The 16759-nt window shown below is 59.9% G+C and carries 14 protein-coding genes; 6 read left to right on the top strand and 8 right to left on the bottom strand.

What is annotated here, in order from left to right:
• A partial coding sequence (locus tag JWR14_RS30325; RefSeq protein ID WP_299716731.1) for a TetR/AcrR family transcriptional regulator occupies nucleotides 1-681 on the top strand: 681 nt, incomplete at its 5' end.
• A 153-nt stretch (nucleotides 682-834) separates the two neighbouring features.
• A complete protein-coding gene (locus tag JWR14_RS30320; protein ID WP_299716729.1) occupies nucleotides 835-1881 on the top strand; it encodes an aldo/keto reductase in 1047 nt (348 codons plus the stop codon).
• Between the two features lie 205 nt (nucleotides 1882-2086).
• Here JWR14_RS30320 and JWR14_RS30315 read toward each other — a convergent pair whose 3' ends face one another.
• Together JWR14_RS30315 and JWR14_RS30310 are read right to left on the bottom strand one after the other, a co-directional pair.
• Nucleotides 2087-2503, bottom strand: coding sequence for a DUF934 domain-containing protein (locus JWR14_RS30315; RefSeq protein ID WP_299716726.1), 417 nt, complete (start codon nucleotides 2501-2503; stop codon nucleotides 2087-2089).
• Nucleotides 2500-4293: a nitrite/sulfite reductase gene (locus JWR14_RS30310; protein ID WP_299716723.1), complete on the bottom strand. Its 1794-nt coding sequence runs from the start codon at nucleotides 4291-4293 to the stop codon at nucleotides 2500-2502. Before JWR14_RS30310 ends, JWR14_RS30315 begins: the two co-directional genes overlap by 4 nt.
• A 295-nt stretch (nucleotides 4294-4588) precedes the next feature.
• On the opposite strand from JWR14_RS30310, the gene JWR14_RS30305 reads away from it, so the two are divergent.
• Complete coding sequence (locus tag JWR14_RS30305) at nucleotides 4589-4777, top strand: DUF2970 domain-containing protein (RefSeq protein ID WP_299716720.1); 189 nt, start codon at nucleotides 4589-4591, stop codon at nucleotides 4775-4777.
• Nucleotides 4778-4807: 30 nt separating this feature from the next.
• Here the strand turns inward: JWR14_RS30305 and JWR14_RS30300 are convergent, their stop codons facing one another.
• Nucleotides 4808-6235, bottom strand: coding sequence for a PLP-dependent aminotransferase family protein (locus tag JWR14_RS30300; RefSeq protein ID WP_299716717.1), 1428 nt, complete (start codon nucleotides 6233-6235; stop codon nucleotides 4808-4810).
• A gap of 214 nt (nucleotides 6236-6449) precedes the next feature.
• On the opposite strand from JWR14_RS30300, the gene JWR14_RS30295 reads away from it, so the two are divergent.
• The 3 genes from JWR14_RS30295 (at nucleotide 6450) to ctaD (ending at nucleotide 10268) form a co-directional block, all read left to right on the top strand.
• Nucleotides 6450-7694, top strand: coding sequence for a PLP-dependent aminotransferase family protein (locus JWR14_RS30295; RefSeq protein ID WP_299716714.1), 1245 nt, complete (start codon nucleotides 6450-6452; stop codon nucleotides 7692-7694).
• Nucleotides 7691-8593, top strand: a complete 903-nt coding sequence (gene dapA / locus JWR14_RS30290; protein ID WP_299716712.1) for a 4-hydroxy-tetrahydrodipicolinate synthase — start codon at nucleotides 7691-7693, stop codon at nucleotides 8591-8593. Before JWR14_RS30295 ends, dapA begins: the two co-directional genes overlap by 4 nt.
• A 79-nt stretch (nucleotides 8594-8672) precedes the next feature.
• Complete coding sequence (ctaD, locus tag JWR14_RS30285) at nucleotides 8673-10268, top strand: cytochrome c oxidase subunit I (RefSeq protein ID WP_299716709.1); 1596 nt, start codon at nucleotides 8673-8675, stop codon at nucleotides 10266-10268.
• A gap of 205 nt (nucleotides 10269-10473) precedes the next feature.
• On the opposite strand, the gene JWR14_RS30280 is transcribed toward ctaD, so the two are convergent.
• From JWR14_RS30280 to JWR14_RS30260, 5 genes are all read right to left on the bottom strand, one after another.
• Nucleotides 10474-11382: a LysR family transcriptional regulator gene (locus JWR14_RS30280; protein ID WP_299716706.1), complete on the bottom strand. Its 909-nt coding sequence runs from the start codon at nucleotides 11380-11382 to the stop codon at nucleotides 10474-10476.
• Nucleotides 11383-11531: 149 nt separating this feature from the next.
• A complete protein-coding gene (locus tag JWR14_RS30275; protein ID WP_299716703.1) occupies nucleotides 11532-13097 on the bottom strand; it encodes a UbiD family decarboxylase in 1566 nt (521 codons plus the stop codon).
• Between the two features lie 43 nt (nucleotides 13098-13140).
• Nucleotides 13141-13866, bottom strand: coding sequence for an enoyl-CoA hydratase/isomerase family protein (locus JWR14_RS30270; RefSeq protein WP_299716700.1), 726 nt, complete (start codon nucleotides 13864-13866; stop codon nucleotides 13141-13143).
• A complete protein-coding gene (locus JWR14_RS30265) occupies nucleotides 13856-16207 on the bottom strand; it encodes a xanthine dehydrogenase family protein molybdopterin-binding subunit (protein ID WP_299716697.1) in 2352 nt (783 codons plus the stop codon). The genes JWR14_RS30270 and JWR14_RS30265 overlap by 11 nt, the downstream gene beginning before the upstream one ends.
• Entirely contained in the window at nucleotides 16204-16707 is a 504-nt protein-coding gene (locus JWR14_RS30260; protein WP_299716694.1) for a (2Fe-2S)-binding protein, read from the bottom strand. Before JWR14_RS30260 ends, JWR14_RS30265 begins: the two co-directional genes overlap by 4 nt.
• Nucleotides 16708-16759 lie beyond the last annotated feature (52 nt).

The raw sequence follows: 16759 nt of genomic DNA, 5'->3' as shown, positions 1-16759 counted from the left end.
AGGGGGGAAACTGCCTCATTGCAGATAGATTGTGATCACCATATAATAAAGCCGATCGAATCAATGGGAAGTCTCATGAGAGTCAGTCGTGCACAGGCGGAAGAGAATCGGCGCATCGTTATCGAGGCGGCCGGCCGGCTGTTCCGCGAACATGGTTTCGACGGAATAGGCTTGAATGACTTGATGGGCGCGGCAGGCCTTACGCAAGGAGGGTTCTACAAACAGTTCCGCTCTAAAGACGACCTGGCGGTTCAAGCCTGCGACCGTGTGCTGGCTGACAGTGCCGAAAGGTTGACGCACATAGTCGAAAGCGGCGGCGATGATCCACTCGCCACAATAGTCGGCCAGTATCTGTCTTGTGCCCACCGGGACAATGTTGGCGAGGGTTGCCTCTTTGCAGCGCTCGGGCCGGATGCTGCCCGACAAAGCCCGGAATTGATCCGGAGTTTCGAAACAGGTATCAAGTCGTATCTTGAGATATTTGAACGAGCCGCGCGCGCTTCCTCTACTTCCTCCGAACCCGCAGTACAGAACGATCCCGCCGTCGTGCTCTCAACAATGGTGGGTGCGCTTATGTTATCCCGCCTTGTCGAGGATGAAACTCTTTCCAAACGAATACTCGACTCGGCTGTCAGCAGTCTGCTTAATCGTCATGACGGTCTCAAAGCGGAGGCTCCTTAGATTATCCAGCTTGACGGCGGCTTGGTGCAGTTCTGACTGACGCCAAAGCCAGAGAACATCCGCCGCCTTTGATGGAGCGTTGCATGGCGACTCTACGCCAACCCCCTTCGAATTCACGTCGAATTCGACATTTAACATTTAGGAATACGATATATGCGCTATAAACGCTTTGGTAAGCATACTGGCCTGCGGGTCTCCGAGCTGGTGCTGGGTGCTGGTAATTTCGGCACGCGCTGGGGGCATGGCGCTGAACCCGACGAAGCCCGCCGTATCTTCGATGCCTATGCAGACGCGGGCGGGAACTTCATCGATACCGCCAACGGCTATCAGTTCGGGCAATCCGAGGAGATCCTCGGCGATCTGCTGACCGGGCGGCGCGACGACTTCGTGCTGGCCACGAAGTTCACCATGCGCACGCACCCCGACTCCGGCATCCTCGCCACGGGAAATAGCCGCAGGGCCATGGTTTCGTCGGTCGAAGCGAGTCTCAAGCGGCTCAAGACCGACCGGATCGATCTCTACTGGGCTCACATATCCGATGGAGTCACACCGGTCGAAGAAATCGTGCGGGGCTTCGACGACCTCGTCCGGGCCGGGAAGATCCTGTACGCAGGTCTATCCGATTTTCCCGCATGGCGCGTGGCCCGGGCTGCGACCATCGCCGAATTGCGCGGCGCGGCGCCCATTGCGGGGCTTCAGGTCGAGCACAGTCTCGTCGAACGCAGCACCGAGCAGGAGCTTCTCCCGGCAGGCCACGGGCTTGGCCTGGGCATCGTGGCCTGGTCGCCGCTTGGCGGCGGCATGCTGACCGGTAAATACCGACAGGGTGAGAGGGGCCGCGCGGAGGGCTTCGGCGGCAAAGTATTCCAGGCCGAAAACTCCCCGCAGCGCACCGCCGTCCTCGACACACTGATTGCGATCGCCCAGGACGCGGGTGTCACGCCGAGCGAAATCGCTATCGCCTGGGTGGCGGCCAAGGGCTCGCTGCCGATCATCGGGCCGCGCACGCTGGCCCAGCTCGAAAACAATCTCGCTGCGGCAAACGTGACGCTGTCACGCGAGCAAATTGCACGCCTTGACGAAGTGAGCGCGATCCCCTCAGGTTTTCCCTATACGGTGATCAACGATCCGGCGACCCGGGAGCTATACACGGGCGGCAAGGTCGAGCAGTTCGATGCCCCTTCGGAAATCGTCGCGTAAGGAGCCTGATGACAGGGAGGGTTCTTGTCGGAGGCGCGATTGCCGGGCGGGGCAGCCTGCTTGGCGATCTGCGTCTCTTTGCATAGTGGACGATCACCCCGGTATTGGCGCCGTTCGGTAACGAAGCGGCGCAAGTTAGTTTAGATGATCGCTTGTCGCCGCTCCGCTTGCAGTTCTCAGAAAGCTGGTCTTTGCTCCGTCTCGTCTACTTCAGCGGTCCCAAGGCACGACGATGCAGCACCGGCGATTCATTCACAGCATCACTCTGGTAGAACGCCAGAAACCGTTCGAACTGCCGCTGGGCATCAGACGGATCCACGCCTTCTTTTAATACGGCGCTGGAGAACCCCGTACGTTCCATCTGGACGAGTTGGTCGATCAGCACGTCGCCTTTCGCTCTCAAATCACCTTTGAAACCAAGCCGGCGGCGTAGCAGATAAGCTTGACTGTAGGCGCGCCCGTCAGTGAAGTGAGGGAAGTGCAGTTCAATGCGCTCGATAGTGTCAATCCTGTCTTTCAACGTCAGCGGATCTTCAACATTGGCGAGCGATACAACCTGTTGACCCGCGTCCAGTGAATGCTCAAGTGTTGTAAGGAGCCTGATGTGCGCGGCATTCGTCATGCGACTCGCTCCTCACTCTTGCGCACATCGTTCGCGGCCGCCTTGAAAGGATCTAGTCCGACGCGACGTACCGTCTCGATGAAGCGTTCTCGCCTGCTGCCCATACTTTGCCTGATGGACAGGTACGTCAACAGGACCGCGTCGATCACTTCGGGCACTTCATGTGCTGAGAAGGAGGGGCCGATTACTTTGCCCGGTTGCGCGGCGCCGCTCGTGGTCGAACCGTCCGATCCTCCGAGCGTGATCTGATACCACTCCTTGCCGTCCTTATCGACGCCGAGAATACCTATATGACCGCTATGGTGGTGGCCGCACGAGTTGATGCAGCCGCTGATATGGAGATCGATTTCTCCGATGTCATTGAGTTCGTCGAGATCCTGGTAGAGCTGGGTAATAGCTTCGGCGACCGGAATCGAGCGTGCATTCGCCAACGCGCAAAAGTCGCCTCCCGGACACGCGATCATGTCGGTCAGAAGATGCACATTCGCACTTGCAAGACCGGCGTCACGAGCTGCTTCCCAAAGCGGAAACAGGTCGTCCACGTGCACCCAAGGAAGCACCAGATTCTGCGTATGCGTCACGCGCGCTTCGCCCGCCGAAAAACGGTCGCTAAGTCCGGCGACCAGATCGAGCTGATCGGCTGACGCGTCGCCTGGCGCCTGGAGGAGCCGCTTGAACGAGAGCGTGACAATCCGCATCGACGGATCTTTATGCAGAGCGACGTTGCGCTGCAGCCAGCGTTCAAACAGCGGGTGCAGCGCGGCTTGCTCCTTTAGCGTGGCAAGTGCATCCGCGGATGTGGCATGTTCGAGCCGCTCTGGCAGCGCTGGCGGAAGAAAGGACGCGCTCACGCGGTCCAGTTCGGCTCGTGGGATCGTATGCGGGCCGCCATCGTGTTCCACGATCTGACGGAACTCCTCCTCGACTTCCTCGATGTAACGCTGGCCCTCGGCCTTCACCAGGATCTTGATGCGTGCCTTGTACTTGTTGTCGCGACGGCCGAACTGGTTGTAGACGCGCACGACCGCCTCGATGTAATTCATGATCTGGTTCCACGGCAGGAACTCTCGCATCACGGTTCCAATGACGGGCGTGCGGCCCATACCTCCTCCGACGGACACACGAAAGCCCAGCTCGCCCGCGTCGTTGCGCAGCAAATGGAGGCCCACGTCGTGCCAATCCGTGGCAGCACGGTCCTCGGGCGCGCCAGTCATGGCGATCTTGAACTTGCGCGGCAGGAAGGCGAATTCAGGGTGCAGCGTCGTCCATTGGCGCATGATTTCCGCGAAGGGCCGTGGATCGGCGACTTCATCGGGCGCGACACCTGCGCGTTCATCGCAGGAGATGTTGCGAATGCAATTGCCGCTGGTCTGGATGCCGTGCATGTCCGCGCTCGCCAGGAGGTCCATCACGTCGGCCGCCTTCGACAGCGGGATCCAGTTGAACTGGACATTCGTGCGCGTGGTGAAATGGGCGTAGTGGGTGGGAAGGTGAACGGTGCCGAGCTTGCGTTGTGCCTCCGACGCGAGCCTATATACCTCCGCTTCGGGTTCATCGTACTCACGCGCTACCCGTGCCAGCACGCGAAGCTGAGCGCTTGATAACTCGCCGTATGGCACCGCCACGCGCAGCATGGGCGCATGGCGTTGAACATACCAGCCGTTCTGCAGGCGAAGCGGCCGGAAGTCGTCTTCGCTCAGCTTGCCGCTTTGCCACCGCTCGATCTGGTCGCGGAATTGCGCAGCGCGACTGCGCACGAAAGCTCGGTCGAATTCGGTGTATTGATACATGGTCAGGACTATCCTGCGACCCTGTCGATTGGGGTAGCGTGTTGTTTTAGATGGGTGAGCGAATGCTCATGAGCCGGTGGCTTAAGGTAAGGGAGCTATGCGTCGGGTTCAAGAAGCAGATGGCGTTGAATCCGGGGTAGCAGATTCTCAATCCCAGCAAATGGACCTGAGGGATTGATTCGTCTTTCTGCTGCTACGAAACTTCATTCAACTGCTGCTGTTATGCGCGCCTTAGCCCTTCTATGATGGGATCAATGAAAATGTTTTGTCATTGGTCAACCGGGAGAGGTGAGTCATGGCTTTTCTGAGAATGCTGAGAATCGTACTGTGGAGCTTTTTTGGCGTCCGCAGAAGCGCGTCGCATCAGGCCGATATGGCGGCGGTAAAGCTGCCATTTTTACCGCTGGTTGCAATCGGACTGGCTGGAGGATTTGGTGCGCTCCTGTTCGGTCTCGCGCAGCTTGCGTCAACAGTGGCGCACTGAGTTTTCACCACGTGGTTTCATGGCGCAGCGTCATCGCTTGGCACGTACCGACGGGCGCGTGATTAACTCGCCCAGCACGCGAATCGCGTCGTCAATCTTGGGACTCCACGGATGACCGAAGTTGATCCGCACATAGTGCTCGAATGCATGCGTGGCAGAAAAGATCGGGCCTGGGGCAAGGCTGATGCCTTGTTCAATTGCAAGTCGATGCAACTCCATAGCGTCGATCGCTTCGGGAAGTTCGAGCCAAAGAAAGTACCCACCGATCGGATGCGTGCGCCGAACTCCTTCGGGTAGCCAGCGCCGGATAGCGTTGTCCATCTCGCCTAGTTGCAGGTTCAATGCGCCGCGTAGCTTGCGAAGGTGCTTGTCGTAACCCCCATGCTGAAGATAATCGGCAATGCCGGCCTGGACCGGAATGCTGGCCGATAGCGTCGTCATCAACTTTAACCGCTGAACCTTGTCCGTGAATCGTCCCGCGGATGTCCACCCGATCCTGTAGCCCGGTGCGAGCGTCTTCGAAAACGAGCTGCAGTGCATGACGAGCCCTTTTTTATCGAATGCCAGCGCAGGCAACGGATACTCGGGCTGAAAGTGCAACTCGCCATACACATCGTCTTCGATCAACGGCACCTCGTGCTCTGCGAGCAATTCGACAAGGGCTTTTTTCTTCTCAAGCGAGAGCGTCACCCCTGTCGGATTCTGAAAATTCGTCATGAACCAGCAGGCGCGGATTGGATGTTTCTTCAACGCGTCGGCGAGCGCGTCAAGGTCGAGACCGGTGACAGGATCAACCGGAATTTCAACGGCCCGCAAATCGAGCCGTTCAATAGCCTGGAGCGCGGCGTAAAAGCCGGGTGATTCGACGGCGACCACGTCGCCGGGCCGGGTGACCGCCATCAGGCACAGGTTCAACGCCTCCAGCGCGCCGTTGGTGACGACGATCTCCTCCATGGGCTGCGATATGCCCATGCCCATGTAACGCAAGGCGATCTGGCGGCGCAGATGTTCATTCCCCGGCGGCAGATCGACGACTGTGCTCCACGGGCTCATCAGCCGTGCAGCCTGCGCGAGGGACTTCGCAAGACGGGGCAGCGGGAAAAGAAGCGGCGAGGGGAAGGCCGAGCCCAGCGGCACAATGCCCGGCGTTTTTGCCGCGTCCAGCACGGAAAAAACCAGGTCGCTGATGTCGACCTTACTCGATTCAGCAAGCGAAGGTGTACGAGGCGCTCGTGCAGCAGTAACGCGTGCACCCGGCGCAACGTAGTAACCGGAGCGTTCCTGAGCACGGACCAGACCCCATTCTTCGAGCAGATAGTAGGCGCGAAACACGGTTGATTGACTCACGCCATGTTGCGCGATGATCTGGCGCAACGAGGGCATGCGCGAGCCGACCGCAATGCTGCCCGAGCGAATTTCCGCGGCCATGGCGTTGGCAAGTGTTTCGTATCTGTTCATCGCTTTTCAATGTCCCTCGCAGCACAACTGCTTCGTTAAAAACTCGTCATCTGCTGCTATGGCAACGCCAGCTATTTTCTTATGCTTCGTATCAGAAGGAAAGCGTCGTCGTGTAAGCGCACCGGGACGGATTGTCCGCTCTCCAGATCATCTGTACGTGATTATCGGAAAATTTCTCGAATTGACTATCCAAACTTCACATTACGCGAACGCGGTGAATCGCGTTCAACCGTCGGCTATTCGTGAGTTGTTTTCACTGTTGTCCCGGCCTGACGTCATTTCACTTGCCGGTGGTTTCCCGAGCGCGGCCGCCCTCGATTTGAACGGTGTGCGAGGAGCGACAGAGCGCGCACTTATCTCTTCGCTGGCGACTTCGTTTCAGTACGGCAATAGCGAAGGTTATGAGCCGCTAAGGGAATTGATTGCCCAGCGTGCCAGGACAAAGGGCATGAAGCTCGACGCATCAGATCTTCTCATTACAACGGGATCTCAGCAGGCAATCGATCTGATCACACGCGTGCTGGTCGATCCGGGCGACCGCGTTGCGGTCGAGACGCCGACGTATTTGGGTGCGCTGCAAACCTTCCAGTTTCAAGGCGCTGACGTGCTGCCCGTGCCGACGGATCATGAAGGCGTGAAGGTCGAAGAACTGGAAGAAATGATCGTTCGGCATCGGCCGAAGTTGTTGTATCTGATTCCGAACTTTGCGAATCCGACGGGCTATGTGATGTCTTTGCGGCGTCGAAAGCAGGTGCTGGCGCTGGCGAGGATCCACCGTTTCTACATTGTCGAAGACGATGCATACGGGGAACTCTATTTCCGCGAACCGCCTCCGCCGACGCTGTTGGCATTGGCCAATGATGAAGAGCGCCAGTGGGTGGTTCATCTGGCGAGCTTTTCGAAAATACTCGCGCCCGGGCTTCGGCTCGCATGGCTGTCGGCTCCGGCAGAATTCTTGCGTCATGTGGTCGTCGCCAAGCAATTGAGCGACACGCACACGTCGACGTTGTCGCAGCTTACGGCGTTTCATTACCTCAGGGCGGGTTCTCTCGAACCGGCCCTTAACCGCATGCGAAGCTTCTATGAAAACCAGGCGCGTGCGATGCAGCGCGCGATCAAAGCGGAACTAAGCGGCACGCCGTTCAACGCGATGCATCCCGAGGGCGGCATGTTCTATTGGGCCGACCTTCCGTTCGTGGACACAGCGGCAATCTTGCGCAACGCGATAGATGAACACGGCGTGGCTTACGTCCCCGGAGCAGCGTTTTATACCGGGCAGCCAGCGCACACGCGTTTGCGGTTGTCGTTTGCCAGCGCATCCGCCGAGCAGATCGGGGAGGGCATCCGGCGCCTGGCGCGCTGTATTCGATGGGAGAGCCTTGGTGCATCAAATCACGCATCAACTCACGCATCAACTCACGCATCAAATCAGATTCCGCGGCAGGAGCAATTGCCATGACAGATTCGCCCTTGCTGCAGGGATCAATCGTCGCGTTGCTCACGCCAATGACCCCTGATGAGAAGATCGATTTTCCTGCGTTCGAACGGCTCGTCGACCTGCATGTGAACGCCGGCACCAGCGCGATCGTGGTTGCATCGACTACAGGGGAAGGACCCACGCTCTCAATCAAAGAACATGTGCGGTTGTATCGCGCTGCAGTCCTTTGTTCCGAAGGCAGGATTCCGGTGATTGCCGGCGTTGGGTCACCGTCCACGCAGGTCGCCTGTGAATTGGCGAAAGAGGCCGCGAACGAGCAGGTCGACGCCATTCTCTGCCTGACGCCTTACTACAACCGGCCCAATCCTGCAGGGTTGCAGCGTCATTTCGTTGCAGTGGCTGAAGCGACCGACACGCCGGTCATCCTCTATGACGTCCCACAGCGTACGGGTGTCACGCTTGGCGAGAGTCTGATCGTGGAGTTGGCCGCGCATCCGAACATCATTGGCCTGAAGGACGCCACGGGCGACCTGCGTCGCGCAGAGCGCCTCCTGCATGCTGTCGACGTTGGATTCCAGATTGTCAGCGGCGATGATTCGACGGCCTTCGCCCTGATGGCCGCGGGCGGCGCGGGTGTCATTTCGGTGGCGGCGAATGTTGCGCCCTCCGCGGTTCGCGCCATGTGCGACGCGCTCCGTCGAGGCGACACGAGAGACGCTGCGCGGATCGATGACAGCTTGCGGCCGCTCTATGCTTTCCTCGTGGCCGACACGAATCCTCTTCCCGCAAAGTGGCTCGCGCACCGGATCGGATGGGTGAACGCGACGCTGCGCTTGCCGCTCGTCATTCCGCCGGAACTCGCTCGCCGTCTGTCAGCCAATGACGCCCTTGTCGCCTGCGCAGCGTTGCTTGGCCGCTAGCGCAAACACCCAGATCAACACGCTCGTTTGAAGCGCGCGCTCTCTCGATTGTTTCGCCAACTTCGGATCATGTATAAAAATGAGTGATGTCACTTCACACCCTGATGTCGAACACCATGATGCACACGCTATTCCAGCCGGCTGGCGTCGATGGTTGCTGGCAACAAATCACAAGGACATCGGCACGCTGTATCTGCTGTTCTCGATCACCAACCTGATGATTGGCGGCGTGATGGCGCTGATGATTCGAGCGGAATTGTTCGAGCCCGGGCTCCAGATCATGCGGCCGGAGTTCTTCAACCAGTTGTCCACCGAGCATGGGCTCATCATGATCTTCGGGGCGGTCATGCCTGCTTTCGTTGGCCTTGCCAACTGGATGATTCCGCTGCAGATCGGTGCTTCCGATATGGCGTTCGCCCGGATGAACAATTTGAGCTTCTGGCTCCTGCCCGTGTCCAGCGTGTTATTGATCGGCTCGTTCTGGGTACCCGGCGGCGCGCCGGCCGCGGGCTGGACCATGTATGCGCCGCTGTCCACGCAGATGGGCCCTGGAATGGACCTGTCGATCTTCGCGATTCACCTGGCCGGCGCTTCTTCCATCATGGGCGCGATCAATATCATCGTAACCATCCTCAACATGCGCGCGCCCGGCATGACGTTGATGAAGATGCCCATGTTCGCGTGGACCTGGCTCATTACCTCATTTTTGCTGATCGCAATCATGCCCGTGCTGGCCGGCGCGGTAACCATGCTCCTGTTTGACCGGCACTTCGGCACGTCGTTTTTCAATGCGTCGGGCGGTGGCGATCCGGTCCTGTACCAGCACATATTCTGGTTCTTCGGTCACCCCGAGGTCTACGTCATGATCCTGCCGGGCTTCGGGATGATTTCACAGGTGATACCGGCATTTTCCCGCAAGCCATTATTTGGTTATGCATCGATGGTGTACGCAACGTCGTCCATTGGCATCCTCTCTTTCATGGTCTGGGCGCATCACATGTTCGTTACCGGCATGCCTGTGACCGGACAGCTGTTTTTCATGTACGCAACGATGATCATCGCCGTGCCGACCGGCGTGAAAGTGTTCAACTGGATTGCGACCATGTGGCAAGGTTCGCTCACGTTTGAAACGCCCATGCTCTTCGCAATGGGGTTCATCTTTGTGTTTGTCGTAGGGGGTCTGACAGGCGTGACGCTCGCCATGGCGCCGTTGAACGTTGCGTTGCACGGCACCTATTACATCGTCGCGCATTTTCATTACGTGATGGTGGCCGGGTCGCTCTTTAGTATCTTTGCCGGCTGGTACTACTGGGCGCCGAAATGGACCGGCTACATGTATAACGAGTTGCGCGGCAAGATTCACTTCTGGGGATCGCTGATCTTCTTCAACGTCGCGTTTTTCCCGATGCATTTCCTGGGACTGGCCGGCATGCCTCGACGCTATGCCGACTATCCGGCGCAGTTCACGGACTTCAATCAGATCGCTACGATCGGCGCATTTGGTTTCGGCCTTCTGCAGGTTTACTTTCTGTTTTGGGTGGCGTTGCCGACCTACCGCGGGACCGGGCACGTGCGGGCCGGGGTGAAGCCGTGGGACGGCGCCGAAGGTCTGGAGTGGACATTGCCTAGCCCTGTGCCATTTCATTCATTCGAAACTCCGCCTCGCGTTGAATAGCGTCGAATGCATGCCGGTTGGGAAGCTAGCCAGTGGCCAAAGCCGGGATGCCGGACAAAGTCGCTCGTGCTTCGGGTCGATCCGACAGCATTTCGCGCTCACGAGGCGTCTGCTGCGCGCTTCGCTTTATCGCAAACAGCTCGCTGCCAGATTTGTCGCTTGGCGCGACGGTCGGACGGCCGCTGCCGGTACGTTGACACCGCCCTTAAGCATCACCAACGGGGCGCTTTTGTGCGGCTTGAGCGAACATTTCGCTGAATTGATCGAGCACGGTGAGCTCACCGCGGCCGGCGCGCGTGATGCGATAAAACGAGAATTCGACTGGGGGATGCATCTGGTCGACGCGCACTTGATAGTGCTGACAAATATGTTCGCAGAACGAGGGCATGACGGCGACGCCGAGCCCTGCGTGCGCCATGGCGATCGCCGTCTGCATATGAGCGACCACGATGCGCTTTCCAGAGGTCACCTCTTCCTTGGCAAGGGTCGCCTCGATCAGTCTTTGCAAGGGGTTGTCCTTCGGCAACGTAATCAGCGGCAGCCCCTCCAGCGCACGCCAGTTACCCTGAGTGGCATGGCCCAGCTTGGCGTTGTCCAGCGCCGAAACCGCCACCAGCTGCACGGGAAACAGCGGAACACGGTCGATTCCCGAGAGCTGGGAGAAGAAGATGCCAAACGCCGCATCCAGGTCGCCTTCCTCCACCATCCGGTGCAATTCTGACGGTGGCCGGTCGACGAGTTCGATCTGCGATTGAGGATGCGCTTGTGCGAAGCGGGCCAGAACTGGGGGCATCAAGCTCGCGGCGATCATCGGGGTGCATCCGAGCAGCAGGGAAGCCTGCTTCTGGCGGCCCAGTTCGTTCAACTCGATCACCGATTTTTCGAGGGTCTCCACGATCTTGACCGCGGTCGGAAAAAACATCCGGCCCGCATCGGTCAGCGCCACCGTGCGCGTGGTCCGTTCGAGCAAGCGGCACTGCAATTGCGTTTCAAGCTCGCGGATGATGGCGCTGAGCGCGGCCTGGCTCAGGTGCATGCTCTGCGCGGTCTTGGTGAAGCTGGATGCGTTGGCAACACCGAGAAAAACCTTGAGCTGCTTGAGGGACAAATTCATCTGCGACTTTTCCTTCGTATATCGGACAATCCGAGCGTAGGTGAATTCTACTCGTCCCGCCCGCACACGAACCACTCAGGCGGGGCGCAGTCAATGCGCCCCATCCTTGGGCATCACCTCCTTACAGGTGCACTGCCTTCATGTGAACTTCACGCGAACCCGTAACGCCCTTCTTCATCGCGATTGAGCGGACGCTTCGCTGCAACATCTTCTAGCCAGCGGACGATTTCGCGGCCATCCCGTGTGCCGGTTGCGGACATTAAATCGACGAAGCGCTTGGGTCCATCTTCGAGCGCGGCCTCCAGTGTTTCGAACTGCGCGCCGGCGTAGGCCGGCGGCGTCGGCACGCGGTGTTCAAGCGAACGTTGGGTGCCGGGCTTGAGCAACGGTAAGGTCAGATCGAAGCCGGCTTTCGCGGTCTGCGTGGCGCCGTTGAGCGAAGGATCGAGCGGCATGGCCCGCAGGCCGGTTTGCAACACCAGATCACGGTCCGCCTGGAAACGCGTAGCGAGCGCCCAGTCCATTTGTTCGTCAGAGAAAATATCGATATCCGGATCCACGACGAACACGTGCTTCACGTTTGCTAGCGACGCGAACACCGCGGCGATCGCGTTTCGTGCCTCGCCCGGCACACGTTGCTGCATGGCGACGCGCACGTTGAACATGCCGCCGGTTGCGGGTCCGGCATAGACCGCCTTGACTTCTCGCACGGCGGTCTCGAGTGCGCGCCAGACGGTGACTTCGGTGCGCAACGCCGCAAGCTGCGCGGTGTCCGTGCGTGCCATGCTGCGGCCACCGATGGTGCAGGTCTGGAATATCGCGTCGCGACGATGCGTAATAGCGGTGAGGTGAAACACCGGATTCGTTTTGATGCCGCCGTAGTAGCCGAGAAATTCGCCGTATGGACCTTCAGGCTCTGAATGGCCGCGTTCGTCGAGATAGCCTTCGAGGATGAACTCGGCATCGGCGGGCACACGCAGGTCGTTGGTCACGCATTTGACGACGCCCATTGGCGCGCCCCGGAGCGCGGCAACGAGTTCCAGTTCATCGGCGGGAATTCGCATGGTGGCGCCCACGTGATCGATCGGATGCGTGCCGACGGCGAATGCAATCGGCAAGCGTTCGCCGCGTTTGGCGTGCGCGATGGCAATGGCGCGCAGGTCCGACGGTGCGACCAGATCGATCCCCGCGGTTCGGCGGCCGCGCAGCATCAGGCGCCGCACTCCGACATTGGTCCATCCGGACTCCGGATCAACGACAAAATCGATCGATGCGGACACATACGGTGCGCCATCGAGATCGTGTTGAAGGTGAACCGGCAGCTTGGTGAAATCACATTCTTCGCCGGTGAGCACGACTTGTTGAACCGGCGCTTGCTCGCGGCTGACTTCCACGAGTTGCCCCTTGGAGCGCAAACGCTCGCGCACGACGTCGAGCAACTTGTCAGGCGTGGTGCCGAATGCCTTGGCGAGGCGCGATCGGCTCGCGGTCACATTGCCTGCGAGCGAGATGCTGTCACCCGATGGCTGCCTGATCCACACCGCGCGCGCGTTGCCCTCCATGAGCGCTGCTATGTCGGCTAGTTCGACCCGGTTGTCGTGACGCTCGAGTTCATCGCCATCGAGCGATTCAAGAAAGCGGCGTAGTCCGAACTGTTCCAGATCGGGCAGGTTCGCGCCGGTTGCGGTGTGTGGAATCTCAGCGCTGGATTTCAATGTCGTAGTCCTTTAGTTCAATGTCGAGTACGTGACGGGTCATTCAGAAACGTGCCGATAAAGCCGTGGCGGCCAAGTGGGCTGCAAAACCGCTAGCGCTCGCGGCTGGCATTTCCGGCGCCAGATGCAGGAATTGCTTCACGGCACGCAGTGTCACGGCGCTGCACGTCAGAAGGGTCGCGGTAAGCGCGTCGGCTTCGGCATCCAGATCGGCCGACGCCACCACGTGGCTGATCAACCCCGCCTGCAGCGCTTGCGTTGCGCTCAGCGAGGCGCGGCTAAGCACCATGTGCGCGACCGTTTTCAACGGCACGCGGCCAATCAGGGCGGACATGACCAGCGTCGGCGGAATGTCGCGTTCCATTTCGGGAATCTGGTAAATCGCATTGTCGGCGCTCAGCGTGAGATCGCACACGCCCGCCAGCGCGCAGCCTACGCCAATCGCCCGGCCGCGCACGATGGCCAACACCGGCACGCGCACTGCCTTGAGTGCGTCGTAGAGTTCGAGCGGCGGCGCGGCCACGATCCGCCGCAGCGTCTCGGCGGAGGGTCTGGAGTCGGCAGCGGGCATCGGCGACTCGCGGCCGGTGCAGAAATCGGCGCTGCTGCTGCGGATGCGCACAAGCTTCACCGCGTCGTCGAGATGGCTGATGGCGTCTATGATCGCCGTGCTCATGGCGGCGTTGAGCCGGTTGCCATTGTCGGGACGATCGAGCACGACGTCGAGCACGTCGCCATGGCGCTGGATTGAAACGAGTTCAGATGACATGAGCGCTTCCTTGCTTGCGATGAATGAATTCCCACACGACGACAGGCGTGGCGGGCATGGCGAGTTCGTCGTTGCCGAATGGCCTCAGGGCATCGGCGAGCGCGTTGAAGATGGTCGCCGTGGCGGGCGTGATGCCGCTCTCGCCGCCACCTTTGACCCGTAGAGGATTACCGCTCGTCGGGTCTTCGGTGAGCTCGACGCGCAGCGGCGGGACACTGCCGGCGCGCGGCATGCCGTAGTCCATGTATGAACCGGTGAGCACCTGACCACTGTCGCGATCGAGATAGCAGCCTTCAGACAAAGCCTGGCCAATGCCTTGTGCTAGTCCGCCATGCACCTGGCCTTCGACGATCAGCGGATTGATCGGCTGGCCAACATCGTCGACCGACGTGTAGTTGAGCAACGTGACAATGCCGGTGTCCGGGTCCACCTCCAGTTCGCAGATCGCCGCGCCGGTTGGATGCGCGGGTACACGTCCGTTGAACTCGGCTTCAGCAAAGAGCTTTTTCATCGACGGATTGTCGGGCATGCCGTCGGACGCCACGTGGCCGGCGAGATCGAAGAGACTCACTTGCTGGCCTGAAGCGGAGTGGCTGAATTTACCCTCGGCGAAGTCGATGCATTCCGGCGTCGTATGGAAGAGCGCAGCCGCGATGCGCTTGCCATGAGCGATGATTTGCGTGGAGGTATCGACGAGCAGCATGCCGCCCAGCCGCATGGTCCGGTCCGAATGACTGCCGCCGCCAATGCTCACGAATGCCGTGTCGCCAGTGCGCAGTCGTACGGCCGACATGGGTACGCCGAGGTATTGCGCGACTACCTGTGCGAAGGTGGTTTCGTGACCTTGTCCGGTGGATTGCGTGCCCGACACGAGATCGACAATGCCTTCCGGCAAGACGGTCATCTCTATGCGCTCACGCGGCGCGCCCACGGGTGACTCGATGTAATTCGCCATGCCGATTCCCCGTAAGCGCCCACTCGCGCTGGACAGGTCGCGTCGTGCCGGAAAACCGATCCAGTCAGCGAGTTCGAGCGCGCGTTCCATGTTCCTGACGAAATCGCCGCTGTCGTAGGTGAGGCCCATCGGACTCCGATACGGCAGCTTGTCGCGCGTAACAAGATTGCGCCGGCGCAGCTCGGCGCGTTCGATGCCTAGCTCAAGCGCTGCCAGGTCAAGCATGCGCTCGATCACATGCGTGGCCTCCGGCCGGCCAGCCCCGCGATACGGCGCCGTGGGCACCGTATTGGTCAGGACGGCGCTGACATGGACAGCGGCCACGGGCACATCGTAGACCGTTGTCATGATGCGCGTGCCGTTGGACATCGGCACATAGGAAACGGTGTGGGCGCCGACGTTGCCAATCCATTCGTTATCAATGGCGAGAATGCGTCCTTCCTTCGAGAAGCCGATCGCGGAACGAATGATCTGGTCGCGCCCCTGATAGTCGGACAGAAACGCTTCGCTGCGATCGCTTGTCCATTTGACTGGACGCGCGACGTGACGCGCCGCCCAGACCACCGCAATCTGCTCGACGTAGACAAAGGAGCGCGGTCCGAAACCGCCGCCGGTGTCCGGACACACTACGCGCAAGCTTGCGGGCGGCACGTTGAGCGCGGCCGCAATGCACAGTTTCTGGCGCACCGCGCCCTGGCTGCCAGAGATCAGCGTGTACGTTCCGGCTGTTGCGTCGTAGCAGCCGATAGCACTGCGCGGTTCCATCTGGCAGTTGACGAGGCGGCTGTTATGAAATTCTCGCCGCACGACGAGAAATGCTTCAGCGATAATTTTTTGCGCAGCTTCACGATCGCCGATCTGGGTCTGCAAGCACAGGTTTCCCGGCGCTCCGTCCCAAAGCTGTGGCGCTTGCGGTTGCATGGCATCGGCGGCGTGCACGACTGCGTCGATCACGTCGTAATCCACGTCGATCAGCTCGGTCGCGTTGCGTGCCTGAAGCGGCGTCTCGGCGATGACCATCGCGATCGCTTCACCCACATAGCGCACCTTGTCGATCGGCAGCGGGATGTGGCGCTGGTTGAAGACCGCGCCCGTGGTGGACGTAAGGAAGGCTGGCTGCGACGAGATCACGGCATCGGCCGGGTTGGGGATGTGATCGACGCCTCTAAAGCCCGCGTCCAGATAATCCTGACCGAGCAGCACGGCAAGAACGCCGGGCGCTTCGGCGGCCGCCTTGATGTCGATCGAGCGCAAGTGTGCATGGGCATGCGGCGAGCGCAGGAACGCGGCATGTGCCTGGCCGTCGACGTTGATATCGTCGGTGTAGTTACCTTGGCCCGTGACGAATCGCCTGTCCTCCACGCGTGGAATGGGTTTGCCGATCATGACTTGTCGCTCCCCGCCGAGTCCAGTTCCGGATACATTTCCCGCGCTGCGTGCCGTACCGATTCGATGATGTTCACATAGCCTGTACAGCGGCAGATATTGCCTTCCAGGGCATGGCAAATACTGGCTTCGCTGAGCGAAGGCGGCTTTCGAAGGTAGAAGTCGACTGCCATGATCATGCCGGGTGTGCAGAAGCCGCATTGCAACCCGTGACACTGCACGAACGCGTCCTGCACAGGATGCAATGTCTTGCCTTCCGGCGCGGCGAGACCCTCGACCGTTATCACGCTGCCGCCGCTCGCCTGAGCCGCGAGGATGGTGCAGGACTTCACCGCAACGCCATCGAGATTGACCGTGCACGCGCCGCACTGGCTCGTGTCACAGCCAACGTGCGTGCCGGTCAGCCGGCAATTCTGGCGTAGAAATTCTACGAGCAAGGTTTGGTCCGGTACCGTGTATTGAACGTCGGCGCCGTTCACCTGCAATTGAACTTCAATCATGATGTGTTTGTGTTCCTTGAACGAACGCGGTGAGCTGACTTGGTACACCAAC

It is taken from the genome of Caballeronia sp. (assembly GCF_028292365.1).
Lineage (GTDB): Bacteria > Pseudomonadota > Gammaproteobacteria > Burkholderiales > Burkholderiaceae > Caballeronia.
Note: the sequence above shows the minus strand (reverse complement) of the source record. Positions and strands in the feature narration are given on the sequence as shown.